Here is a 21,614-nt window from a genome sequence, read left to right as displayed (position 1 = left end):
ATTCCAAAATTTACGGCAAATACTCATGAGCAATTATACAGAAGCCGGCCGCCCACCCGATGTGGCGGCCGACGCGGGCAACACCCAACGCGGCAAGGGCTTGGCCAAAGGCCGCCTGGGCCTGCTGGCCAGCGTGGTGCTGGGCATTTCCACCATCGCCCCGGTCTACACCCTGACGGGCGCCCTTGGCCCGACCGTGCGCGAGGTGGGTGCCCACCTGCCCGCCGTGTTCATCGTCGGCTTCCTGCCGATGCTGCTGGTGGCCCTGGGCTACCGTGAACTGAACTCGGCAGAACCGGACAGCGGTACTTCGTTTACCTGGTCGGCGCGTGCCTTCGGCCCGATGATCGGCTGGATCGGCGGCTGGGGGCTGGTGGTCGCCACTACCATCGTGCTGTCGAACCTGGCGGGGGTGGCGGTCGATTTCTTCTACCTGTTCCTTGGCCAGATCACCGGCAAGCATGAACTGGCAGCGTTGGCCGACAATCTGCTGATCAACATCAGCACCTGTTGCGTGTTCATCGGCCTGGCCGTGTGGATCTGCTGTCGCGGCATCGCCACCACCATGACCGTGCAGTACGGCCTGGTGGCCCTGCAGTTGCTGGTGCTGATCGGCTTTGCCTTTGCCGCCTTCGGCGGCACCACTGCGCCGCCACCGCTGGCGTTCGATTTCGCCTGGTTCAACCCGTTCGGTGTCGAGTCGTTCTCGGCCTTTGCCGCCGGGCTGTCGCTGTCGATCTTCATCTTCTGGGGCTGGGACACGTGCCTGACCGTCAGCGAAGAGTCGGTGGGCAGCGAAGAGGTGCCGGGCAAGGCCGCTACCTGGACCGTGATGTTGATCCTCGGCCTGTACTTGTTCACCGCCATCGCCACCCTGCAGTTTGCCGGTATCAGCGAAACCGGGCTGGGCCTGAACAACCCGCGCATCCAGGAGAACGTCTTCGCCCACCTGGCCGGCCCGGTCATGGGGCCGCTGGCAATCCTGATGTCCATCGCCGTGCTGGCCAGCACCGCGGCATCGCTGCAGTCCACCTTCGTGGCACCGGCGCGCACCCTGTTGGCCATGGGTTACTACGGTGCGGTGCCGCAGAAGTTCGCCAGCGTCTGCCCGCGCTCGCAGACCCCGCGCTACGCCACCATTTGCGCTGGCCTGGCAGCAGGCCTGTTCTACGTGACCATGCGTACCCTGAGCGAGAACGTGCTGGCGGACACCATCACCGCGTTGGGCATGATGATCTGCTTCTACTATTCGCTGACTGCGTTCGCCTGCGTCTGGTATTTCCGCGCCAGCCTGTTCGACAGCCTGCGTCACTTCATCATGCGCGGCCTGTGCCCGCTGGTCGGTGGGGTTATCCTGTCGGTGATCTTCGCGCGGACCGCCATCGACAGCGCCTCGCCGGACTTCGGCAGTGGCTCGCATGTGGGCGGGTTGGGGCTGGTATTCGTGATTGCCGCGATCATCTCGGTGCTCGGCATCGGGCTGATGATGCTGTCGCGCATGCGGGCGCCGGCTTACTTCCTGGGGGCTACCCTGCGTCAGCAGGCTACCCTGCCTTTGCAGGAATGAAGCGGCGGGGCGCTTTGCGCCCCTTTCGCGGCACAAGGCCGCTCCTACAAAGGCACGGCGTACGCTGTCAAATGTAGGAGCGGCCTTGTGCCGCGAAAGGGCTGCAAAGCAGCCCCGTGTGGTATCTCAGGAGAGCAGTTCTTTCAGCAGCCCGCTGTTTCGCTGTTGCTGCTTCTTCAGCAGCAGGCGATTCGAGCGGAACACCGCTTTCAAGTCTTCCAGCGCCGCGTCGAAATCATCATTGATGATCACGTAGTCATACTCGTCGTAGTGCACCATCTCGCTGACCGCTTCCTTCATGCGCCCGGCGATGATTGCTTCGCTGTCCTGCCCGCGGCCGTCCAGGCGCTGACGAAGCGCTTCCTGGCTTGGCGGCAGGATGAACACCGACAACGCCTGCGGCATCAGCTTGCGCACCTGCTGGGCGCCTTGCCAGTCGATCTCCAGGATCAGGTCATAGCCCTGGTCCAGGGTCTGCTGCAGCGCACTGCGCGAGGTGCCGTAGAAGTTGCCGAACACTTCGGCATGCTCCAGGAAGTCGCCTTGCTGGATCAGCGCCTTGAACTCCTCGTGGACAACGAAGTGGTAGTTCACCCCGTGTTCCTCGCCCGGGCGCATGGCGCGGGTGGTGTGCGAGACCGAGACGCGAATTTGCTGGTCGTCCTTGGTCAGGGCTGTTACCAGACTGGTCTTCCCGGCGCCCGAAGGGGCCGAAACGATGTAGAGGGTGCCGCTGCTGTGGTTCATGGTCGGGTTGGCCTTACTCGATGTTCTGTACTTGTTCACGCATCTGTTCGATCAATACCTTCAGGTTGACCGCCGCTTGCGTGCTGCGTGGGTCGAAGGCCTTGGAGCCGAGGGTGTTGGCTTCGCGGTTGAGTTCCTGCATCAGGAAGTCCAGGCGTCGGCCGGCGGCGCCGCCACCCTTGAGCACGCGGCGCACTTCGGTGACGTGAGTGCTGAGGCGGTCGAGTTCCTCGGCCACGTCGCTCTTCTGGGCCAGCATCACCATTTCCTGCTCCAGGCGCTGCGGGTCGAGTTCGGCCTGCATGTCGCCGAAACGGTCGAGAATCTTCTGCCGCTGCGCCGCCAGCATCTGCGGCACCAGGGCGCGCAGGGTGGTGACTTCGCTGGTCATGTTGTCCAGGCGCTCGTTGATCAGCCGGGCCAGTTCCTGGCCTTCGCGCTGGCGGCCGGCCTTGAGTTCGGCCAGTGCTTCTTCGAACAGGGCCATGGCTTCGGCGTTCAGCGCCTGTGGGTCACTGGTGTCGGCCACCAGCACACCCGGCCACGACAGCACTTCCAGCGGGTTCAGCGGTGCCGGCTGCTTGATCAGGCCGGCCACTTCCTCGGCGGCTGCGACCAGCTGTGCCGCGCGCTCGCGGTCTACCTTCAGCGGCTTGCCGTTGCTGTCTTCATTGAGGCGCAGCGTACATTCCACCTTGCCCCGCGAAAGGCCCTGGCGCAGGCCTTCACGCACGGCACCTTCGAGGTCGCGCAGGGCCTCGGGCAGGCGCAGGTGGGGTTCCAGGTAACGGTGGTTGACCGAACGCAGCTCCCAGATCAGGGTGCCTTGGCTGCCGGCGCGCTCGACACGAGCAAAAGCGGTCATGCTGTGCACCATGGGGAGTACCTCGCGTAGATGAATGAACGGTGGGAGCCTCTCGGCTGCAAGGCGCAGGATTGTAGCGCAGTGGGGCCTCGGCGCCCAATCCACCTATGTTACAGAGGGGTGGCCATGGCAGTCGGAAAAGGCGACGGGCTGTGTCGGGCGCGACAATAGGCATGTCTTCCCCGCGCTGCGGGCTCTATAATGCTCGGCAGATTCAAAGTCCCAGTACAGGTATCCCAGATGAAACGTCCAAGTGGTCGCGCCGCCGATCAGCTCCGCTCGATCCGCATCACCCGCAACTACACCAAGCACGCCGAAGGGTCGGTACTGGTCGAGTTCGGTGACACCAAGGTCATCTGCACGGTCAGCGTGGAAAACGGTGTGCCGCGCTTCCTCAAAGGCCAGGGCCAAGGTTGGCTGACGGCCGAGTACGGCATGCTGCCGCGCTCCACCGGTGAGCGTAACCAGCGCGAAGCCAGCCGTGGCAAGCAGGGTGGCCGCACCCTCGAAATCCAGCGCCTGATCGGCCGTTCGCTGCGCGCCGCGCTGGACATGAGCAAGCTGGGTGACATCACCCTGTATGTCGACTGCGACGTGATCCAGGCCGATGGCGGCACCCGTACTGCGTCCATCACCGGTGCCATGGTCGCCCTGTGCGACGCCTTGGCGGTGATCAAGAAGCGCGGCGGCCTGAAGGGCGGCAACCCGCTCAAGCACATGATTGCTGCCGTGTCGGTAGGCATGTACCAGGGCGAAGCCGTCCTCGACCTGGACTACCCGGAAGACTCCGCTGCCGAAACCGACCTGAACGTGGTGATGACCAGCGCCGGTGGCTTCATCGAAGTGCAGGGCACCGCCGAAGGCGCGCCGTTCCAGCCGGAAGACTTCAACGCCATGCTCGCCCTGGCGCAGAAGGGCATGAACGATATCTTCGAGCTGCAGCAGGCTGCTCTGGCTGACTGACTGTTCCTGTAGATACGAAAAAGCCGACATCAATGTCGGCTTTTTCGTGTTTGAACAGCAATCAGATGGTCAACGTCCAGTCATAGTCCACGATCAGCGGCGCATGCTGGGAGAAGCGCGGCTGACGCGGCAGGCGGGCGTTGCGCACGAAGCGGCGCAGGCCCGGGGTGAGGATCTGGTAGTCGAACCGGTAGCCCAGGTTGAGCATCTCGGCCTGCTCGTTGTCCGGCCACCAGCTGTACTGGTCGCCTTCACGGCTGACTTCGCGCAGGGCATCGACGTAGCCCATCTCGCCGGTGATCGCATCCATCCAGGCGCGTTCCGGCGCCAGGAAGCCCGGTGACTGCTGGCTGTCACGCCAGTTCTTGATATCGAGCTTCTGCTGCGCCACGTAGAACGAGCCGCAATAGATGTATTCGCGACGTTTGCGACGCTGTTTGTCCAGGTACTTGGCGAAGTCGTCCATCAACTTGAATTTCTGGTTCAAGTCTTCGTCGCCGTTCATGCCCGAAGGCAGCAGCAGGCTGGCAATACTGACTTTGTCGAAATCTGCTTGCAGGTAACGCCCGTAGCGGTCGGCTGTCTCGAAGCCCAGGCCGGTGATGACTGCCTTGGGCTGCATGCGCGAGTAAAGGGCCACACCACCTTGGGCAGGCACCTCCGCGTCGCAGGCATAAAGGAAATAGCCATCGAGCTGGAAAGCTGGGTCATCGAGTTCAAAGGCCGAGGCGCGGGTATCCTGAAGGCAGATGACGTCGGCATTCTGGGCTTGTAGCCAGCTGAGCAAACCACGCTCGGCCGCAGCCTGAATGCCATTTACGTTCACACTGATGATCCGCATAAATGGCCCCAAAAATCTCGTGCGTGTATGATACCCGAGCTCAACCCATTTAGCTAAATCCGTGGTGTCCGGGACTATTCATGCAGCCGTATCAGCGCGACTTTATCCGTTTTGCCATCGATCGCGGGGTACTGCGTTTCGGTGAATTCACCCTGAAATCGGGGCGTACCAGCCCGTATTTCTTCAATGCCGGCCTGTTCAACACCGGTTCTGCATTGGCCGAGCTGGGGCGGTGCTATGCCGCAGCCATCGTCGATAGCAAGATCCCGTTCGACGTGCTGTTCGGCCCGGCCTACAAGGGTATCCCTCTGGCGGCGACCACTGCCGTGGCCCTTGCCGATCAACATCAGCTCGACGTGCCATGGTGCTTCAACCGCAAGGAAGCCAAGGGCCACGGCGAAGGCGGCAGCCTGGTCGGCGCGCCGCTGGCCGGTGATGTGCTGATCATCGACGACGTGATCACCGCCGGTACCGCTATCCGCGAGGTCATGCAGATCATCAACGCCCAGCAGGCCAAGGCCGCTGGCGTGCTGATCGCGCTCAACCGCGAAGAGCGCGGCAATGGCGAACTGTCGGCGATCCAGGAAGTGGAACGCGACTTCGGTATCCCGGTGGTCAGCATCGTTTCGCTGACCCAGGTGCTGGAGTTCCTGGCCGATGACCCGCAGCTCAAGCAGCATCTGCCGGCTGTCGAGGCTTACCGGGCGCAGTACGGGATCTGATCCTGGCTTGGAAATGAAAAAGGCGACCCTTCATGAGGGTCGCCTTTTTTGTGCTGCCTGTCCCGGCGATGAGGCCGGGACAGATCAACGATCAGCGTGGCTTGCGATTGGTAATCAGGGTACCCACGCCGCTGTCGGTGAAGATCTCCAGCAGCACCGCGTTCGGTACGCGGCCGTCGATGATGTGCGAGCTGTTCACGCCACCCTGCACCGCATCCAGTGCGCACTTGATCTTCGGCAGCATGCCGCCGTAGATGGTGCCGTCGGCGATCAGTTCGTTGACCTGCTCGGTGGTCAGGCCGGTCAGTACCTGGCCTTGCTTGTCCATCAGGCCGGCGATGTTGGTCAGCAGCATCAGCTTCTCGGCCTTCAGCGCCTCGGCTACCTTGCCTGCCACCAGGTCGGCGTTGATGTTGTACGACTCACCGTTGGCGCCCACGCCGATCGGCGCGATCACCGGGATGAAGTCACCCTTCACCAGCATGTTCAGCAGGTCGGTGTTCACGCTCACCACTTCGCCCACGTGGCCGATGTCGATGATTTCCGGGGTGGTCATCTCGGGCGTCTGGCGGCTGACGGTCAGCTTGCGGGCGCGGATCAGCTCCGCGTCCTTGCCGGTCAGGCCGATGGCGCTGCCGCCGTGGCGGTTGATCAGGTTGACGATGTCCTTGTTGACCTGGCCACCCAGCACCATCTCCACCACGTCCATGGTCGCCGAGTCGGTGACGCGCATGCCGTCGATGAAGTGGCTTTCGATCGACAGGCGCTTGAGCAGGTCGCCGATCTGCGGGCCACCACCGTGGACCACCACTGGGTTGATGCCCACAGCCTTCATCAGCACGATGTCACGGGCGAAGCCTGTTTTCAGCTCCTCGCTTTCCATCGCGTTGCCGCCGTACTTGATCACCAGGGTCTTGCCGACAAAGCGGCGGATGTAAGGCAGTGCTTCGGACAAAACCTCGGCTACATGGGAAGCGGCATCGCGATCGAGGGTCATGCAGGGCTCCTGTAAGGAACAGATAGTCGGTCAGAACGGCAGTTGCAGCTCAGGCTCAACCCGCAGCAACTGGGTACGGAATACATCCTTGATACGTTGCAATTCGGCGTCGCTGTCGGCCTCGAAGCGCAGCACCAGCACCGGCGTGGTGTTGGAGGCGCGAACCAGGCCCCAGCCGTGGGGATAGTCGACCCGCACACCGTCGATGGTGGTCAGGCTGGCTTCGCCCCAGTCGGCGTCGCGTTGCAGTGCATCAATGATGCTGAATTTACCCTCGTCGGTCACATCAATATTGATTTCCGGCGTGGAAATATCGTTCGGGAAGGCGGCAAACAGGTTTTCGGCGCTCTGCCCGGCCTTGCTGAGGATCTCCAGCAGGCGCGCGGCGCTGTAGATGCCATCGTCAAAACCGTACCAACGTTCCTTGATGAAGATATGACCGCTCATTTCGCCGGCCAGCAGCGAACCGGTCTGTTTCATCTTCTTCTTGATCAACGAATGGCCGGTCTTCCACATCAGTGCACGGCCGCCGTGCTGTTCGATCAGCGGGGTCAGGCGACGGGTGCATTTGACGTCGAAGATGATCTCGGCGCCCGGGTTGCGTGCCAGCACGTCCTGGGCAAACAGCATCAGCAGGCGGTCGGGGTAGACGATGCTGCCGGTGTTGGTCACCACGCCGACGCGGTCGCCGTCACCGTCGAAGGCCAGGCCGATGTCGGCACCGGTTTCCTTGACCTTGGCGATCAGGTCTTCGAGGTTTTCCGGCTTGCCCGGGTCCGGGTGGTGATTGGGGAAGTTCCCGTCGACCTCGCAGAACAGCGGGATCACTTCGCAGCCCAGGGCTTCGATCAGCTGCGGTGCGACCACGCCGGCAGCGCCGTTGCCGCAGTCCACCACCACTTTGAGTTTTTTGGCCAGTTTCACGTCGCTGACGATCTGCTGGAAATAACGCTCCAGGATTTCGACTTTTTCCACGCGGCCTTCGGCCAAGGTCAGGTCGTTGGTTTTCAGGCGGGTCAGCAGGGCCTGGATCTGTTCGTTGGCCAGGGTGTCGCCGGCGATGACGATCTTGAAACCGTTGTAGTCCGACGGGTTGTGGCTGCCGGTCAGCATCACGCCCGACTTGCCGGCCAGCACGTTGGCCGCGTAGTACAGCGCCGGGGTGGGCACCAGGCCGACGTCGCTGACCTGGCAACCGGCGTCAACCAGGCCCTTGATCAGCTGCTCGACCAGCATCGGGCCCGACAGGCGGCCATCGCGGCCTACAGAAACCTGCGGTTCACCCTGGGCCAGGCTCTGCGCGCCGATGGCGCGGCCGATCCAGTAGGCGGTTTCGGCGTGGAGGGTTTTGCCGACCACGCCGCGGATGTCATACGCGCGGAAAATGCTGTCGGGTAGTGCGGCGGGGACCAGGTGGGCCATATCGTTCATCTCTGGAAGCTCCATTAGTCAAAGGCTTTCTGGGCAGGCGCAAACTGAACGCTTGGACGGTGCTTTCGCCAGAGAGTTCGCCATCCTTGGCCTGAACGGTCATTTGCCGGCTCAGTGGCTGCCGGAGTGACCGAAGCCGCCAGCGCCACGCTGGCTTTCATCGAACGCTTCGACGATGTCGAAGTGGGCCTGTACCACCGGGACCAGCACCAACTGGGCGATACGTTCGCCAACCGCGATGGTGAACGGCGTGTTGCCACGGTTCCAGCACGACACCATCAGCTCGCCTTGGTAGTCCGAGTCGATCAGGCCGACCAGGTTGCCCAGCACGATGCCGTGCTTATGGCCCAGGCCCGAGCGCGGCAGGATCATCGCTGCCAGGCCCGGGTCGCCAATGTAGATCGACAGGCCGGTAGGAATCAGCAGGGTCTGGCCGGGCTCGAGGACGGTGTCCTCCTTGAGCAGGGCGCGCAGGTCCAGGCCGGCGGAGCCGGGGGTGGCGTAGGTCGGCAGCGGGAATTCGCTGCCCAGGCGTGGGTCGAGGATCTTGGCTTGAAGAGCGTGCATGTAACTTATTGAACCTGGTTGAGCCGATCGGCGATGAAGGCGACCAGTTGCCGGGCGATCTTGCCCTTGCTGGTCTGCGCGAAGAGGGTCTGGTGCTGCTGGCGGTCGATCACGGTCAAGGCGTTTTCTTCGCTGTTGAAGCCGATGCTGGGGTTGGCCACATCATTGGCGACGATCAGGTCGAGGTTCTTGTCCTTGAGCTTGCGCGTGGCGTAATCGAGCAGGTGTTCGGTTTCGGCGGCGAAGCCGACGCTGAACGGGCGGTCGCTGCGGCCAGCAATGGTGGCAAGGATATCGGGATTGCGCACCATCTGCAGCAGCATGCCGTCGCCGGTCGTAGGATCTTTCTTCAACTTTTGCGTGGCAACGACCTCCGGGCGGTAGTCCGCAACCGCCGCCGAGGCGATGAACAGGTCGCACGGCATGGCCGCTTCACAGGCCGCGAGCATGTCCCGCGCGCTGACCACGTCGATGCGGCTGACCCGGTCGGGGGTTGGCAGGTGCACAGGGCCGGTAACGAGGGTGACCCGAGCCCCGGCCTCGGCAGCCGCTTCGGCCAGGGCGAAGCCCATCTTGCCGGAGCTATGATTGGTGATGTAGCGCACCGGGTCGATGTTTTCCTGGGTCGGGCCGGCGGTGATCAGCACGTGCTTGCCGGTCAGCGCCTGGCGCTTGAAGCTTTCTGCGGCGCACCAGGCCAGGTCGGTGGCTTCGAGCATGCGGCCCAGGCCCACGTCGCCACAGGCCTGGCTGCCGGACGCCGGGCCGAACACCTGGATGCCACGGCTCTTGAGCAGTTCGAGGTTGGCCTGGGTAGCCGGGTCGCGCCACATGGCCTGGTTCATGGCCGGGGCCACGGCGACGGTGGCGTCAGTGGCCAGCACCAGGGTGGTCAGCAGGTCGTCGGCCATGCCTTGGGCCATGCGCGCCATGAGGTCGGCCGTGGCCGGGGCGATCAGCACCAGGTCGGCCCACTTGGCCAGTTCGATATGGCCCATGGCCGCTTCGGCGGCAGGGTCAAGCAGGTCCATGTGCACCGGGTGGCCCGACAGCGCCTGCAGGGTCAGCGGGGTGATGAACTCGGCACCACCACGGGTCATGACGACGCGCACCTGCGCGCCGTGCTCCAGGAGACGGCGGATCAGCTCGGCGCTTTTGTAGGCGGCAATGCCGCCACCCACGCCGAGAACGATGCGCTTGCGATACAGCCGCTGCATAGGCTTGCCTTTTTCCAGTGAGAGCGGGCGGCGACGTTTGAAATTGCCTGCGGCAGTACGTCGCATGTACGAGGCGAAATAGATTAACACAGGGTCGAAATGGGCCGCAGCAAGGGCAGGGGGCGGGGATGAATATCAGGGAATGGCCGGCGCAAGAACGGCCGCGGGAGAAGTTGCTGCTGCGCGGGGCTGCTGCGCTCTCGGATGCAGAGTTGCTCGCCGTATTGCTGGGCTCGGGGGTTGCCGGGCGCAATGTGCTGGACCTTGCGCGAGGGCTGCTGGTGCGTTTTGGCGGGCTTAGGCAGTTTCTTGAGGCCGAACGCGAAGCGGTGCTGCGCGAGCCGGGCATTGGCACCGTGAAATACGCACAGTTACAGGCGCTGTTGGAGATTGGCCGGCGTTATCTGGATGAGAACCTCGAGCGCGCACCGGCGCTAGAGGGCCCAGCGGCGGTGCGGCGCTATCTCAAGGCCATGTTGCGCCATGAGATCAGTGAGGTGTTCGGTTGCCTGTTTCTGGATACCAAGCACCGCCCATTGGCGTTTGAGATCCTGTTCAGGGGCACGATAGACCGGGCCAGTGTCTACCCACGGGAGGTAGTGCGCCGGGCACTGCTGCACAACGCGGCGGCGCTGATCCTGTGCCACAACCATCCTTCAGGCCACAACGAGCCGAGCCAGGACGATGTCCATCTGACCTTGTCGCTGAAGCGGGGGTTGGCGTTGATCGACGTGCGGGTGCTGGACCACATCATCATCGGCGACGGGGAGCCGTTGTCGATGGTCGAGCATGGGTGGATTGTGGCTTAGGCCTTGGTACTGCCTGTGCTGGCCTTTTTGCGGGCAAGCCCGCAAAGGGGCCAGCACAGGGTTACTTGGTCACCGACACCTTGCTGAAATCCAGCCGCCCGAAGGGGCTCACCTGGTACCCCTCCACACCTTGGCGCAGCAGCGTCGCCGCCTTCGGGTGCGCCAGCGGTACCCACAGCGCCTGTTGCTGGATCAACGTCTGCGCCTGCTGGTACAGCCGGCTACGCACACTCTGGTCGTTGGTGGTGCGCCCGGCGCTGATCAGCTGGTCCAGGCGGTTGTCGCAGAAGCGGGCAAAGTTGGTCCCCGACTCGACCGCAGCGCATGAAAACTGCGGGCTGAGGAAGTTGTCCGGGTCGCCGTTGTCGCCCGCCCAGCCCATGAACAGCAGGTCGTGCTCGCCGGCCTTGGCGCGGCGGATCAACTCGCCCCATTCGATTACGCGGATCTCGGCCTTGACGCCGATCTTGGCCAGGTCGGCCTGCAGCATCTGCGCGCCAAGGCTGGGGTTGGGGTTGAGCAGGCTGCCCGACGGGCGGGTCCAGATGGTGGTGCTGAAGCCATCGCCCAAGCCGGCCTTGGTCAGCAGGGCCTTGGCTTTCTTCAGGTCCAGCGGGTAGCCGGGCAGGTCCTTGGCATAGCTCCAGGTGCTGGGCGGGTAGGGGCCGTTGGCGGCCACTGCGGAGCCTTCGAACACGGCCTTGAGGTAGGCCTGCTTGTCGAACGCCAGGTTGATGGCCTGGCGCACTTCCGGTTTGTCCAGCGGCGGGTGCTGGCTGTTGATGGCGACGAAGGCAGTCATGAATGCCGGGGTCGTGGCCACCTTGAGGTTGCCGTCCTTGCCTGCTTCGGCAATGTCCAGCGGCTTGGGCGACAGGGCCACTTGGCACTCGCCACGCTTGAGCTTCTGCAGGCGCACGTTGGCATCGGTGGTAATGGCGAAGATCAGCGGGTCGACCGCCGGCTTGCCGGCAAAGTAGTCAGGGTTGGCGCGATAGCGCACCACGGCGTCTTTCTGGAAGCGCTGGAAGACGAACGGCCCGGTGCCGATCGGCTGGTTGTTGAGCTTCTCGGGCGTGCCGGCCTTCAGCAGCTTGTCGGCATATTCGGCGGAGTAGATCGAGGCGAAGCCCATGCTCAGCGTGGCCAGGAATGTGGCGTCCGGGTGGCTGAGGGTAAAGCGCACGGTGTTTGGCGCCGGCGCCTCGATTGCCTTGATCAGGCTGCCCAGTTGCAGCGACTGGGCATGCGGGTAGCCACCCGGTGCGGTCTTGTGCCAGGCATGGGCGGGGTAGAGCATGCGCTGGAAGCTGAACAGCACGTCGTCGGCGTTCAGCTCACGGCCTGGCTTGAAGTAGGGGGTGGTGTGGAATTTCACGCCATCGCGCAGGGTGAAATCATACACCAGGCCGTCGGCCGACACCGTCCAGCTGGCTGCCAGGCTCGGCACCACCTTGCCTTGCGCCGCGTCGAACTCCACCAGGCGGTTCATCAGCACGTCAGCTGTGGCGTTGGTGGTGGTCAGCGAGTTGTACTGCACCACGTCGAAGCCTTCGGGGCTGGCTTCGCTGCAAACGCTCAGCGGCGCGGCCTGGGCTACGCCGGCAGCGAACAGGGCGCCGGCGGCGAACAGTGAGTTGAACAATAAGGAAAGGGCGGCAGCACGCATGGTGGCTCCTTGGCTGTCGGTGGCCCATCTGCCAGTGCAGTCTGGAAAAGGCCTACCCTAGTGCGCCCGTCGGTAAATGACCACACCCTTTTTTACAAATATGGCGACGAGTGGTCGACGGCCGACGGGGCCTGCCGCTATGCTGGCCCGGCACGTTCTGGGTTGCGTCAATGTGTATCTAGTGTTGTTGCAGCCAAGTCTTTCTGGTATAAAGCAGCGCTCTTTTCTAGGGGCTCGGCCTGTCGCATAAGCGGATCCGGTCGATAAGACCTCCAGAATCACGGCGCCCAGGCGCCAAAGACTGAGAGATTAAGCGGCCAACCCATGCCGGGTTGGGCATGTGGTTTTAGAGGGCTGAGTCATGTCGAGAGTCTGTCAAGTTACTGGTAAGGGTCCAGTAACCGGGAACAACATTTCCCACGCAAACAACAAAACCCGTCGTCGTTTCCTGCCGAACCTGCAGCACCACCGTTTCTGGGTTGAATCCGAGAAGCGTTTCGTGCGTCTGCGCGTTTCCGCCAAGGGCATGCGTATCATCGACAAGCGCGGCATCGACGCCGTTCTGGTTGACATCCGTAAAGCTGGCGCCAAGGTTTAAGGGAGAACATCATGCGTGAATTGATCCGTCTGGTTTCGAGTGCCGGTACCGGCCACTTCTACACCACCGACAAGAACAAGCGCACCACCCCGGACAAAATCGAGATCAAGAAATATGATCCGGTTGTTCGCAAGCACGTGGTGTACAAGGAAGCCAAGATCAAGTAATTGATCGGCAACCTGAAAAAACCCGCTTCCGAAAGGACGCGGGTTTTTTTATGTCTGTCAGGGCGTCTTCGCGGGCCTTACTTCTGCTCGAACATGACATAGATCTTGCGGCAAGGCTCCAGCACTTCCCAAGTGCCCGTGAACCCGGCAGGGATGACAAACCGATCACCGGCACGCAGGGTCTTGGCCCCGCCATCCTGGTCGCGCAGCACCGAAACGCCCTGGACGATTTCGCAATACTCATGCTCGGTGTAGTTCACCGTCCACTGCCCCACCTCGCCTTCCCACACGCCTGCGGCAAACTGCCCGCAAGGGCTGGAGTAGTGGTTGTAGACCGCCTGGTCTGGCTCGCCCTTGAGGATTTTCTCCGCCGCCGGGCGGTAGCGTTCGGCCTCGGTGATGACCTGCGCGAAGTCGATGATGCTGTCGATTCTCATGGTGCGGCTCCTGTTTTTGTTTAATAAAATGAACATCAGTAGGCTTTTCAGCCTTTCGTGTCAAATATATTGATAGTTTACACCGGCTGGTTTAGGGTATCGCTTGCCAGTGTGCGCTCGTCGCCCGGCCAGAATTCTGACAACGCCTGTGAGTCCTCAGTGCGGCGTTGCACCTAAACAAGAGGAGGAGTTTCGTATGACTACCCTGACCCGTGCGGACTGGGAACAACGTGCCCAGCAACTGAAGATCGAAGGCCGCGCCTTCATCAACGGCGAATACACCGATGCCGCATCCGGTGAAACCTTCGAGTGCCTGAGCCCGGTCGACGGACGCTTCCTGGCCAAGGTTGCCAGCTGCGACCTGGCCGATGCCAACCGCGCTGTGGAAAACGCCCGCGCCACCTTCAACGCCGGTGTGTGGTCGCAACTGGCCCCGGCCAAGCGCAAGGCCAAGCTGATCCGCTTCGCCGACCTGCTGCGCAAGAACGTTGAAGAGCTGGCGCTGCTTGAAACCCTGGACATGGGCAAGCCGATTGGCGACTCCTCCAGCATCGACATCCCGGGTGCGGCTCAAGCCATTCACTGGACTGCCGAAGCCATCGACAAGGTCTACGACGAAGTCGCCCCGACCCCGCATGACCAGCTTGGCCTGGTTACCCGCGAGCCGGTAGGTGTGGTCGGTGCCATCGTACCGTGGAACTTCCCGCTGCTGATGGCCTGCTGGAAGCTCGGCCCTGCATTGGCCACCGGTAACTCGGTCGTACTCAAACCGTCCGAAAAATCGCCGCTGACCGCCATTCGCATTGCCCAGCTGGCGATCGAAGCCGGTATCCCGGCTGGCGTGCTGAACGTGCTGCCAGGCTATGGCCACACCGTAGGCAAGGCCCTGGCCCTGCACATGGACGTCGACACCCTGGTGTTCACAGGTTCGACCAAGATCGCCAAGCAGCTGATGGTGTACGCAGGCGAATCGAACATGAAGCGCATCTGGCTGGAAGCCGGTGGCAAGAGCCCGAACATCGTCTTCGCCGACGCGCCGGACCTGCAAGCTGCTGCCGAAGCCGCTGCCAGCGCCATCGCCTTCAACCAGGGCGAAGTGTGCACCGCAGGCTCGCGCCTGCTGGTCGAGCGTTCGATCAAGGACAAGTTCCTGCCGATGGTGGTCGAGGCCCTGAAAGGCTGGAAACCAGGCAACCCGCTGGACCCACAGACCACGGTCGGTGCCCTGGTTGACACCCAGCAGATGAACACCGTGCTGTCGTACATCGAGGCTGGCCACAAGGACGGCGCCACGCTCCTGGCCGGCGGCAAGCGCACCCTGGAAGAGACTGGCGGCACCTACGTCGAGCCGACCATCTTCGACGGCGTGACCAATGCCATGCGCATTGCCCAGGAAGAAATCTTCGGCCCGGTGCTGTCGGTGATTGCCTTCGACACCGCCGAAGAGGCCATCGCCATTGCCAACGACACGCCATACGGCCTGGCCGCTGGCATCTGGACGTCGGACATTTCCAAGGCCCACAAGACCGCCCGTGCCGTGCGCGCTGGCAGCGTCTGGGTCAACCAGTACGACGGCGGCGACATGACCGCACCGTTCGGTGGCTTCAAGCAGTCGGGCAACGGTCGTGACAAGTCGCTGCATGCGCTGGAGAAATACACCGAGCTGAAGGCGACCTGGATCAAGCTGTAACTCCAGGGGGCCGCGTTGCGGCCCAATCGCCGGCAAGCCAGCTCCCACAGGTTCTTCGCAGCCCGCAAGGCCTCCGTTGTACCTGTGGGAGCCCGGCTTGCCGGCGATGGGCTGCACAGCAGCCCCAACAATAGCCGGGTCGGCTCACGCTGACCCGGCTTCGTCGTTTTTGCTGTTCACGAATTCTGGCTGGGAGGCTGCAATGCGTTGGGGTACCTACTTCGCCGTACTGGCATCGGTGCTCAGTGTCGGGCTGGCGCTTGGCGTGAGCATGCCGCTGGTGTCCCTGCGCCTGGAGGCTTGGGGCTACGGCAGCTTTGCCATCGGTGTGATGGCGGCGATGCCGGCGCTGGGCGTACTGGCCGGTGCCAGCCTGGCCAGCCGCCTGGCAGGCTGGGTTGGCGTGCCCTCGGCGATGCGCCTGTGCCTGTGGGGTGGGGCGCTGTCGATCGGCCTGCTGGCCCTGTTGCCAAGCTACCCGCTGTGGCTGCTGCTGCGGCTGATGATCGGCATGTCCCTGACCGTGGTGTTCATCCTCGGCGAAAGCTGGATCAACCAGCTGGTGGTCGAGCAATGGCGTGGCCGCCTGGTGGCGTTGTACGGCAGCAGCTACGCCTTGAGCCAGCTGGCCGGGCCGTTGGTGCTGGGCTTTCTCGGCTCCGATGACGACTTCGGTTTCTGGGCCGCGACGGGCCTGCTGCTGGTCGCGCCGCTGATCCTGTTGGGGCGTGGCGGTGCACCCAGCACGGAAGCCTGCAACGTTACCTTCGGCGACCTGTTCCGTTTCTGCCGGCGTTTGCCGGTGATCGCCTGGGCCATTGCCCTGTTCGCTTCGTTCGAGGCGATGATCCTTACCTTGCTGCCGGTGTATTGCTTGCAGCAGGGCTTCACCACCGAGATCGCCCTGTTCATGGTCAGTACCGTGGTGGTGGGGGATGCGTTGCTGCAGTTGCCCATCGGCGCGTTGGCCGATCATATGTCGCGCCGCACCCTGTTCACCGGCTGCGCGGTGACGTTGCTGGTGTCCAGCCTGGCGATTCCGCTCTTGCTGCATACCCCGGCGATCTGGCCGTTGTGGGTGTTGTTCGGGGCCAGTGCAGGGGGCTTGTTCACCTTGTCGCTGGTGCTGATTGGCGAGCGCTACCGTGATGATGCGCTGGTGCGGGCCAACGCCCATGTTGCGCAGCTGTGGGGTATTGGTTGCCTGCTCGGGCCGTTGCTGGCGGGGGCGGGGAGCCAGTGGGTCAGCGGGCATGCGCTGTTGTGGCTGATGGCGGCCGGGGCTGCGGGGCTTGTGGTGTTGACCCAGCGGCGTGGGGCGTTTGAACCGGTTTCTGCCTGATGGATTTTGGGGCTGCAAGCAGCCCCAAAGATGGCAACTACAACATCTTCTCCAAGCCAACCGCCTTGCTGATCCAGGCATTGAACCGCCGCCACATTCCACCCGGTTCAGACGTCAGTACGTGCCGCTGGCCATTGTCCTCGGTGGCCCACACCAGCTTGTCACCCATCAATTTCACCTGATAGCTCAGCGCGGGCGCCATGCCCTGCTGGGCCAGTTCGCGGGTGTATTCGGCCAGCTCCGGGCTGTCTACCAGCACCCCGACCTCGGTGTTCCACAGCACTGAACGTGGGTCGAAGTTGAACGAGCCTATGAAAGTCTTGCGCCGGTCGAAAACGATCGCCTTGGTGTGCAGGCTCGAATCGGAGCTGCCACGGAAGCTCAACCGCCCTGCGCTGGGATCGCCTGGCTGGCGGCGAAGCTCGTAAAGCTCCACCCCGTGCTCAAGCAAGGCCCGGCGATAGGGTGCATAGCCGCCATGCACCGCCGGCACGTCGGTGGCTTCCAGCGAGTTGGTCAGCAGTTTCACCGAAACGCCGGCGTCGGCGCGGCCGGTCAGGTACAGCAGCCCCGGTTCACCCGGCACAAAGTAGGCCGAAGCCAGGATCAGCTCGCGGTGCACGTTGGCCAGGTCTGGTGCCAGTTGCTGGCTCAGCAGCAGTTGCGGGTCTGGCTCGTCGTCGGCCAACACCTTGCTTGGGGCATCCCATAGCGCTTGGGCGTGTGCCCAGATCAGCTCGTTGCGCCACACATCGAGGCGCGGTTGCGACTGGTAGGCCATCAAGCGGTCGTACAGGGCTTTGCGCTGGGTGCGCGCCTCGGCCAGGGACACTTCCAGGCGATGGCGGCTGGCACGCAGGTCGTTGGCATCCGGCTCATGCCAGAGGAAGTCGGTGATCGGCCGGCTGAGGGCGCTGTTCCAGTATTGGTCGAAACTGTGCCCCAGCTGCTCGGCCACCGGGCCTATACCCAGCAGGTCGATGTCGGTGAAGTTGAGGTTGGGCTCGGCATCGAAATACTCGTCGCCCAGGTTACGCCCGCCGACAATCGCCATGCTGTTGTCCACCAGGAACAGCTTGTTGTGCATGCGCCGGTGCTGGCGCGACAGGTTGAACAGCCGGCCCATGGCGCGCGTTACGCCTGTGCTGCGGCCCAGGTGCAGCGGGTTGAACACGCGGATCTGGATGTTGGGGTGGGCATCGAGGGTGCCCATGATGGTGTCCAGGCCGTCGCTGGTGGTGTCGTCCAGCAGGATGCGCACACGCACGCCACGGTCGGCGGCACGCAGCAGTTCATGCACCAGGGCGCGGGTGCTGAGGCCGTCGTGGACGATGTAGTACTGCAGGTCGATGCTCGCTTGGGCGTTGCGGATCAGTTCGGCACGGGCGCGGAACGCTTCATTGCTGTTGGGCAGCAGGCGAAAGCCCGAACGGCCGCCGTAGGGTGCTGCCTGGCGCAGTACCGAGCGGCCGAAGGCGGAGTCATTGGCGGGCAGCGCCTGGCTGGTTTCGCGGGGCGAGCTGACGCTGGCGCAGCCGGCAAGGCCGAGCAGCACCAGCAGCAGAGGCAAGGCGTGCTGGAGTCTCAAGGGTGGATCGTCCTGTGCAGCAAGGGCTTTGGGGTTGGACCGTCGCGGGCGGCGCAAAGTTACGCGTCGGCGCTTTCTTCATCCAGTAGACGAAGGGCGGTTTCCCCTACCTTGCGCACGGCAGCCTCGATCTGCGGCGTCGGCCGCGCGGCGAAGTTCATGCGCAGGCAGTGGCGAAACTTGCCCGAAGCCGAGAAGATGCTGCCCACCGCAACTTGCACACCTTGCTCCAGTAAAGCCCGGTTCAGGCGCAGCGTATCGAAATGTTCGGGTAGTTCCACCCACAGCATGAAGCCACCCTGGGGGCGGCTGACGCGGGTGCCCGGCGGGAAGTAGCGGGTTACCCATTCGCTCATCAGGTCTCGGCCACGCTGGTACTGGCTGCGCATGCGCCGCACGTGGGGCTGGTAGTGGCCGCCGGCGATGAAGTCGGCGATGGCCAGCTGCGGCTGGCTGGCGCTGCTGCCGGTGCTGATGTACTTCATGTGCAGCACCCGCTCCAGGTAGCGCCCGGGCGCCACCCAGCCCACCCGCAGGCCGGGGGCGAGGGTCTTGGAAAACGAGCTGCAGAACAGCACGCGGCCATCGTCGTCGAACGACTTGAGCGTACGCGGGCGCGGGTAGGTGTACGCCAGGTCGCCGTACACATCGTCCTCCAGAATCGCCACGTCGTAGCGCTGGGCCAGGCTCAGCAGGGCCTTCTTGCGGGCCTCGGGCATGATGTAGCCGAGCGGGTTGTTGCAGCTGGGGGTGATCTGGATGAGCTTGATCGGCCACTGTTCCAGCGCCAGTTCCAACGCCTCCAGGCTGATGCCGGTCACCGGGTCTGTGGGGATTTCCAGCGCCTTCATGCCCAGGCCCTTCAGGGTTTGCATGGCACCGTGGAAGCTGGGCGAGTCGACCGCGACGATGTCGCCTGGCTCGCAGACCGCACGAATGCTGCACGACAGCGCCTCGTGGCAACCGGTGGTCACGACCAGGTCGGCCGGGCTCAGGCGGCAACCGGAGTCGAGCATCAGCCGCGCCACCTGCTCACGCAGGGCCAGGTTGCCGTGGATGTTGTCGTAGTACAGGCCAGGCATGTCCTGGCGCCGGCTCAACTGAGCCAGGCTACGCAACAGCGGCTTGAGGGTAGGGCTGTTGATGTCGGGCATCCCACGGCCGAGCTGGACCACATCCTGGCGCGGCGTGCTGCGTATCAGCTCCAGCACTTGTTCCCACTGCGAGATATCCACCGGGCGCTGGGCCGGGCGGCTTACGGCGGGCAGGGCTGGCAGGTGGCGGTGGTCGCTGACGAAGTAGCCGGATTTGGGCTTGGGCGAGACCATGCCGCCGTCTTCCAACATGCGATAGGCCTGCTGCACGGTGCTCAGGCTTACTCCGTGTTCCACACTCAGGGCGCGCACCGATGGCAGGCGCTGGCCGGGGCGATACAGGCCTTGCTCGATACGGGCGCCGAGCAGTTCGGCCAGGTTCAGGTAGAGGGTCACGGCATACTCCTGCGCTGCATTGGCATAGCGACCGGTACAGTTGGGCTGAAAATACAGCATTCAGTCGGCCGACGGCCAATTCTGTATGGGAATAATAAGGCTGTATTGGATCTGTATTGTCGATGGTGCCGACGCGCATCCTGTCTCCACGGTATCAACTGAACGAGAGGGTGCGGTGATGGGCGGCATGAGCGATGTGCGCTTGCAACTGATGGCCAGGGAACTGGAAGCCGGGCAGCAGGCCAAGGTATTCAAAGCGCCGGAAGGGCTTGGGCGTTGGGGGCTGATGCTGCATCGCTGGCACACCCGTAGGGCGCTGCTGCAGCTGACGGATGACGAGTTGCGCGATGTCGGGCTGAGCTGGGAGCAGGCCCGTACCGAAGGGCGTAAACCCTTCTGGAAAGACTAACAACGAGACGCAAGGCCGCTCCGACGCCGACCTCGTCAGTTTTCAGATCAGCTCTTTAAGCCTGTGCCACAGCATGCCCAGCGCCAGCAGCGGCGAGCGCAGGTGCTTGCCGCCGGGGAAGGTGATATGCGGCACTTTGGCGAACAGATCGAAACGCCCGCTTTCCTGGCCACTGATGGCCTCGCCCAGCAGCCGCGCGGCCAAGTGGGTGGCGTTGAGCCCATGGCCTGAGTAGGCCTGAGCGTAATACACGTTTGGCTGGCTGGCCAGGCGGCCAACCTGCGGTAGGCGGTTGGCGCCAATGCCGATCATGCCGCCCCATTGGTAGTCGATGCGCACGTCGGCCAGCTGCGGGAACACCTTGAGCATCTTGGGCTGCATGTAGGCGGCGATGTTTTTCGGGTCGCGGCCTGAATAGTGGCAGGCACCGCCGAACAGCAGGCGGTGGTCGGCGGACAGCCGGTAGTAATCCAGCGCCACGCGCTGGTCACACACCGCCATGTTCTGCGGCAACAACGCGCGGGCGCGCTCTTCGCCCAGCGGCTCGGTGGCGATGATGTAGCTGCCGGCGGGTAACACCTTGCCGCCCAGCTCGCGGTTGAGGCCGTTGAGGTAGGCGTTGCAGCACAGCACCAAGGTCTTGGCGCGTACCCGGCCCTGGGCGGTATGCACCTGCACTTCGGGGCCGTAGTCGATGCGGGTAACCTCGGACTGCTCGAACAGCTTTGCGCCCAGGCTGCTGGCCACGGCCGCTTCACCCAAGGCCAGGTTGAGCGGGTGCAGGTGGCCGGAGCCCATGTCGATCAGCCCGCCCACATAGCAGTCGGCGCCGACCACGCTGTGGATATCGTCCTTGCCGACCAGCCGCAGCTCATACGCGTAGCCCAGGCTGCGCAGTTCTTCGGCGTTTTCGGCAAAGCCCAGCAGCTCGGCTGGCTTGTTGGCCAGGTCGCAGTAGCCCCAGGTCAGGTCGCAGGCGATGGCATGCTTCTCGACCCGCTCGCGGACGATCTGCACGGCCTCCAGGCCCATCAGCTTCATGCTGCGCACGCCTTCCTCGCCTATTACCGGCAGAAACTGTTCCAGGCCGTGGCCGACGCCGCGGATTAACTGCCCGCCATTGCGCCCGCTGGCGCCCCAGCCCAGTTTGCGCGCTTCCAGCAGGATGACCGACAGGCCGCGTTCGGCCAGTTCGATGGCAGTGTTCAGGCCCGAGTAGCCGCCGCCGACGATGCATACATCGGCGCTGTGCTCGCCCTGCAGGAAGGCGTAGTCAGGGTGTGGCGCGCTGCTGGCGGCGTAATAGGAGGCGGCGTGCTGCGCGCTGTGGATCATTGGTTCGTTCCTGGGTGCTGGTGGGCTAGTGGGGGAGGATAAGCCGGGGCTCTAGGGTGGGCAACCGGCCTCATCGCCGGCAAGCCAGCTCCCACAGGAGCTGTGCAAAGGCTGAGACCAGTGGTGCACTTGTGGGCGCTGGCTTGCGGGCGATTGGCCCTAT

20 protein-coding genes and 1 pseudogene are annotated in these 21,614 nt (G+C 63.5%); 9 read left to right on the top strand and 12 right to left on the bottom strand.

The annotated features are described in order from the left end of the window. The first annotated feature begins 25 nt into the window (after positions 1–25). Positions 26–1,567, top strand: coding sequence for an APC family permease (locus SB756_RS21565; protein ID WP_019471048.1), 1,542 nt, complete (start codon positions 26–28; stop codon positions 1,565–1,567). Positions 1,568–1,693: 126 nt separating this feature from the next. On the opposite strand, the gene gmk is transcribed toward SB756_RS21565, so the two are convergent. Then, a complete protein-coding gene (gene gmk / locus SB756_RS21560; RefSeq protein WP_243055119.1) occupies positions 1,694–2,314 on the bottom strand; it encodes a guanylate kinase in 621 nt (206 codons plus the stop codon). 13 nt (positions 2,315–2,327) lie between these two features. Further along, on the bottom strand, positions 2,328–3,191 hold the full coding sequence (locus SB756_RS21555) for a YicC/YloC family endoribonuclease (RefSeq protein ID WP_410911811.1): 864 nt from the start codon (positions 3,189–3,191) through the stop codon (positions 2,328–2,330). Between the two features lie 228 nt (positions 3,192–3,419). Here SB756_RS21555 and rph point away from each other — a divergent pair, with 228 nt between their 5' ends. Further along, positions 3,420–4,142, top strand: a complete 723-nt coding sequence (gene rph / locus SB756_RS21550) for a ribonuclease PH (RefSeq protein WP_016489819.1) — start codon at positions 3,420–3,422, stop codon at positions 4,140–4,142. Between the two features lie 61 nt (positions 4,143–4,203). Here rph and SB756_RS21545 read toward each other — a convergent pair whose 3' ends face one another. Next, positions 4,204–4,983: an exodeoxyribonuclease III gene (locus SB756_RS21545; RefSeq protein WP_003253401.1), complete on the bottom strand. Its 780-nt coding sequence runs from the start codon at positions 4,981–4,983 to the stop codon at positions 4,204–4,206. 80 nt (positions 4,984–5,063) lie between these two features. Between SB756_RS21545 and pyrE the strand changes: the two genes are divergently transcribed. Next, positions 5,064–5,705, top strand: a complete 642-nt coding sequence (gene pyrE, locus SB756_RS21540) for an orotate phosphoribosyltransferase (RefSeq protein WP_410911809.1) — start codon at positions 5,064–5,066, stop codon at positions 5,703–5,705. A gap of 91 nt (positions 5,706–5,796) precedes the next feature. On the opposite strand, the gene argB is transcribed toward pyrE, so the two are convergent. The 4 genes and pseudogenes from argB to coaBC all read right to left on the bottom strand — a co-directional run bounded on the left by argB (position 5,797) and on the right by coaBC (position 9,917). After that, positions 5,797–6,702: an acetylglutamate kinase gene (gene argB / locus SB756_RS21535; protein WP_004575216.1), complete on the bottom strand. Its 906-nt coding sequence runs from the start codon at positions 6,700–6,702 to the stop codon at positions 5,797–5,799. A 30-nt stretch (positions 6,703–6,732) separates the two neighbouring features. Then, a pseudogene (locus SB756_RS21530) lies at positions 6,733–8,100 on the bottom strand (phosphomannomutase/phosphoglucomutase); the annotation flags it as partial. 144 nt (positions 8,101–8,244) lie between these two features. Then, complete coding sequence (gene dut, locus SB756_RS21525) at positions 8,245–8,700, bottom strand: dUTP diphosphatase (RefSeq protein ID WP_341797135.1); 456 nt, start codon at positions 8,698–8,700, stop codon at positions 8,245–8,247. A 5-nt stretch (positions 8,701–8,705) separates the two neighbouring features. Next, on the bottom strand, positions 8,706–9,917 hold the full coding sequence (gene coaBC, locus SB756_RS21520) for a bifunctional phosphopantothenoylcysteine decarboxylase/phosphopantothenate--cysteine ligase CoaBC (RefSeq protein WP_016489816.1): 1,212 nt from the start codon (positions 9,915–9,917) through the stop codon (positions 8,706–8,708). Positions 9,918–10,045: 128 nt separating this feature from the next. On the opposite strand from coaBC, the gene radC reads away from it, so the two are divergent. After that, the gene (gene radC / locus SB756_RS21515; protein WP_410911808.1) at positions 10,046–10,726 is read left to right on the top strand and encodes a RadC family protein; all 681 of its coding nucleotides are present in this window, start codon (positions 10,046–10,048) and stop codon (positions 10,724–10,726) included. A gap of 61 nt (positions 10,727–10,787) precedes the next feature. On the opposite strand, the gene SB756_RS21510 is transcribed toward radC, so the two are convergent. Next, positions 10,788–12,395: an ABC transporter substrate-binding protein gene (locus SB756_RS21510; RefSeq protein ID WP_084967367.1), complete on the bottom strand. Its 1,608-nt coding sequence runs from the start codon at positions 12,393–12,395 to the stop codon at positions 10,788–10,790. Positions 12,396–12,756: 361 nt separating this feature from the next. Here SB756_RS21510 and rpmB point away from each other — a divergent pair, with 361 nt between their 5' ends. Beyond that, positions 12,757–12,993 carry a 50S ribosomal protein L28 gene (gene rpmB / locus SB756_RS21505; protein WP_003253504.1) on the top strand — a complete coding sequence of 79 codons (237 nt, stop codon included), beginning with the start codon at positions 12,757–12,759 and terminating at the stop codon, positions 12,991–12,993. Positions 12,994–13,004: 11 nt separating this feature from the next. Continuing rightward, positions 13,005–13,160, top strand: a complete 156-nt coding sequence (rpmG, locus tag SB756_RS21500; RefSeq protein WP_003253507.1) for a 50S ribosomal protein L33 — start codon at positions 13,005–13,007, stop codon at positions 13,158–13,160. Positions 13,161–13,237: 77 nt separating this feature from the next. Here rpmG and SB756_RS21495 read toward each other — a convergent pair whose 3' ends face one another. Then, entirely contained in the window at positions 13,238–13,597 is a 360-nt protein-coding gene (locus SB756_RS21495) for a cupin domain-containing protein (protein WP_019472525.1), read from the bottom strand. Positions 13,598–13,793: 196 nt separating this feature from the next. On the opposite strand from SB756_RS21495, the gene SB756_RS21490 reads away from it, so the two are divergent. Both SB756_RS21490 and SB756_RS21485 read left to right on the top strand, forming a co-directional pair. Next, complete coding sequence (locus SB756_RS21490; protein ID WP_049275895.1) at positions 13,794–15,287, top strand: aldehyde dehydrogenase; 1,494 nt, start codon at positions 13,794–13,796, stop codon at positions 15,285–15,287. Between the two features lie 202 nt (positions 15,288–15,489). Beyond that, positions 15,490–16,629: an MFS transporter gene (locus SB756_RS21485; RefSeq protein ID WP_410911806.1), complete on the top strand. Its 1,140-nt coding sequence runs from the start codon at positions 15,490–15,492 to the stop codon at positions 16,627–16,629. 37 nt (positions 16,630–16,666) lie between these two features. On the opposite strand, the gene SB756_RS21480 is transcribed toward SB756_RS21485, so the two are convergent. Both SB756_RS21480 and SB756_RS21475 read right to left on the bottom strand, forming a co-directional pair. Continuing rightward, a complete protein-coding gene (locus tag SB756_RS21480) occupies positions 16,667–18,217 on the bottom strand; it encodes a phospholipase D family protein (protein WP_341797120.1) in 1,551 nt (516 codons plus the stop codon). Between the two features lie 59 nt (positions 18,218–18,276). Further along, positions 18,277–19,707 carry an aminotransferase class I/II-fold pyridoxal phosphate-dependent enzyme gene (locus SB756_RS21475; RefSeq protein ID WP_174370591.1) on the bottom strand — a complete coding sequence of 477 codons (1,431 nt, stop codon included), beginning with the start codon at positions 19,705–19,707 and terminating at the stop codon, positions 18,277–18,279. A gap of 178 nt (positions 19,708–19,885) precedes the next feature. Between SB756_RS21475 and SB756_RS21470 the strand changes: the two genes are divergently transcribed. Further along, complete coding sequence (locus tag SB756_RS21470; protein ID WP_410911804.1) at positions 19,886–20,116, top strand: DUF1127 domain-containing protein; 231 nt, start codon at positions 19,886–19,888, stop codon at positions 20,114–20,116. Between the two features lie 42 nt (positions 20,117–20,158). Here the strand turns inward: SB756_RS21470 and SB756_RS21465 are convergent, their stop codons facing one another. Next, a complete protein-coding gene (locus tag SB756_RS21465; protein WP_410911802.1) occupies positions 20,159–21,451 on the bottom strand; it encodes an NAD(P)/FAD-dependent oxidoreductase in 1,293 nt (430 codons plus the stop codon). Positions 21,452–21,614: the final 163 nt, after the last annotated feature.

This window comes from Pseudomonas sp. SIMBA_068 (assembly GCF_046534705.1).
In the GTDB taxonomy this organism is placed as follows: Bacteria; Pseudomonadota; Gammaproteobacteria; order Pseudomonadales; family Pseudomonadaceae; genus Aquipseudomonas; species Aquipseudomonas putida.
The sequence above is the reverse complement of the archived record's forward strand: the minus strand, read 5'-3'. Positions and strand labels throughout refer to the sequence as shown.

Bases quoted from the DNA above. Each gene is read 5' to 3' on its own strand.
- SB756_RS21565 (WP_019471048.1), top strand. From the start codon at position 26: ATGAGCAATTATACAGAAGCCGGCCGCCCACCCGATGTGGCGGCCGAC.
- gmk (WP_243055119.1), bottom strand. From the start codon at position 2,314: ATGAACCACAGCAGCGGCACCCTCTACATCGTTTCGGCCCCTTCGGGC.
- SB756_RS21555 (WP_410911811.1), bottom strand. From the start codon at position 3,191: ATGGTGCACAGCATGACCGCTTTTGCTCGTGTCGAGCGCGCCGGCAGC.
- rph (WP_016489819.1), top strand. From the start codon at position 3,420: ATGAAACGTCCAAGTGGTCGCGCCGCCGATCAGCTCCGCTCGATCCGC.
- SB756_RS21545 (WP_003253401.1), bottom strand. From the start codon at position 4,983: ATGCGGATCATCAGTGTGAACGTAAATGGCATTCAGGCTGCGGCCGAG.
- pyrE (WP_410911809.1), top strand. From the start codon at position 5,064: ATGCAGCCGTATCAGCGCGACTTTATCCGTTTTGCCATCGATCGCGGG.
- argB (WP_004575216.1), bottom strand. From the start codon at position 6,702: ATGACCCTCGATCGCGATGCCGCTTCCCATGTAGCCGAGGTTTTGTCC.
- dut (WP_341797135.1), bottom strand. From the start codon at position 8,700: ATGCACGCTCTTCAAGCCAAGATCCTCGACCCACGCCTGGGCAGCGAA.
- coaBC (WP_016489816.1), bottom strand. From the start codon at position 9,917: ATGCAGCGGCTGTATCGCAAGCGCATCGTTCTCGGCGTGGGTGGCGGC.
- radC (WP_410911808.1), top strand. From the start codon at position 10,046: ATGAATATCAGGGAATGGCCGGCGCAAGAACGGCCGCGGGAGAAGTTG.
- SB756_RS21510 (WP_084967367.1), bottom strand. From the start codon at position 12,395: ATGCGTGCTGCCGCCCTTTCCTTATTGTTCAACTCACTGTTCGCCGCC.
- rpmB (WP_003253504.1), top strand. From the start codon at position 12,757: ATGTCGAGAGTCTGTCAAGTTACTGGTAAGGGTCCAGTAACCGGGAAC.
- rpmG (WP_003253507.1), top strand. From the start codon at position 13,005: ATGCGTGAATTGATCCGTCTGGTTTCGAGTGCCGGTACCGGCCACTTC.
- SB756_RS21495 (WP_019472525.1), bottom strand. From the start codon at position 13,597: ATGAGAATCGACAGCATCATCGACTTCGCGCAGGTCATCACCGAGGCC.
- SB756_RS21490 (WP_049275895.1), top strand. From the start codon at position 13,794: ATGACTACCCTGACCCGTGCGGACTGGGAACAACGTGCCCAGCAACTG.
- SB756_RS21485 (WP_410911806.1), top strand. From the start codon at position 15,490: ATGCGTTGGGGTACCTACTTCGCCGTACTGGCATCGGTGCTCAGTGTC.
- SB756_RS21470 (WP_410911804.1), top strand. From the start codon at position 19,886: ATGGGCGGCATGAGCGATGTGCGCTTGCAACTGATGGCCAGGGAACTG.
- SB756_RS21465 (WP_410911802.1), bottom strand. From the start codon at position 21,451: ATGATCCACAGCGCGCAGCACGCCGCCTCCTATTACGCCGCCAGCAGC.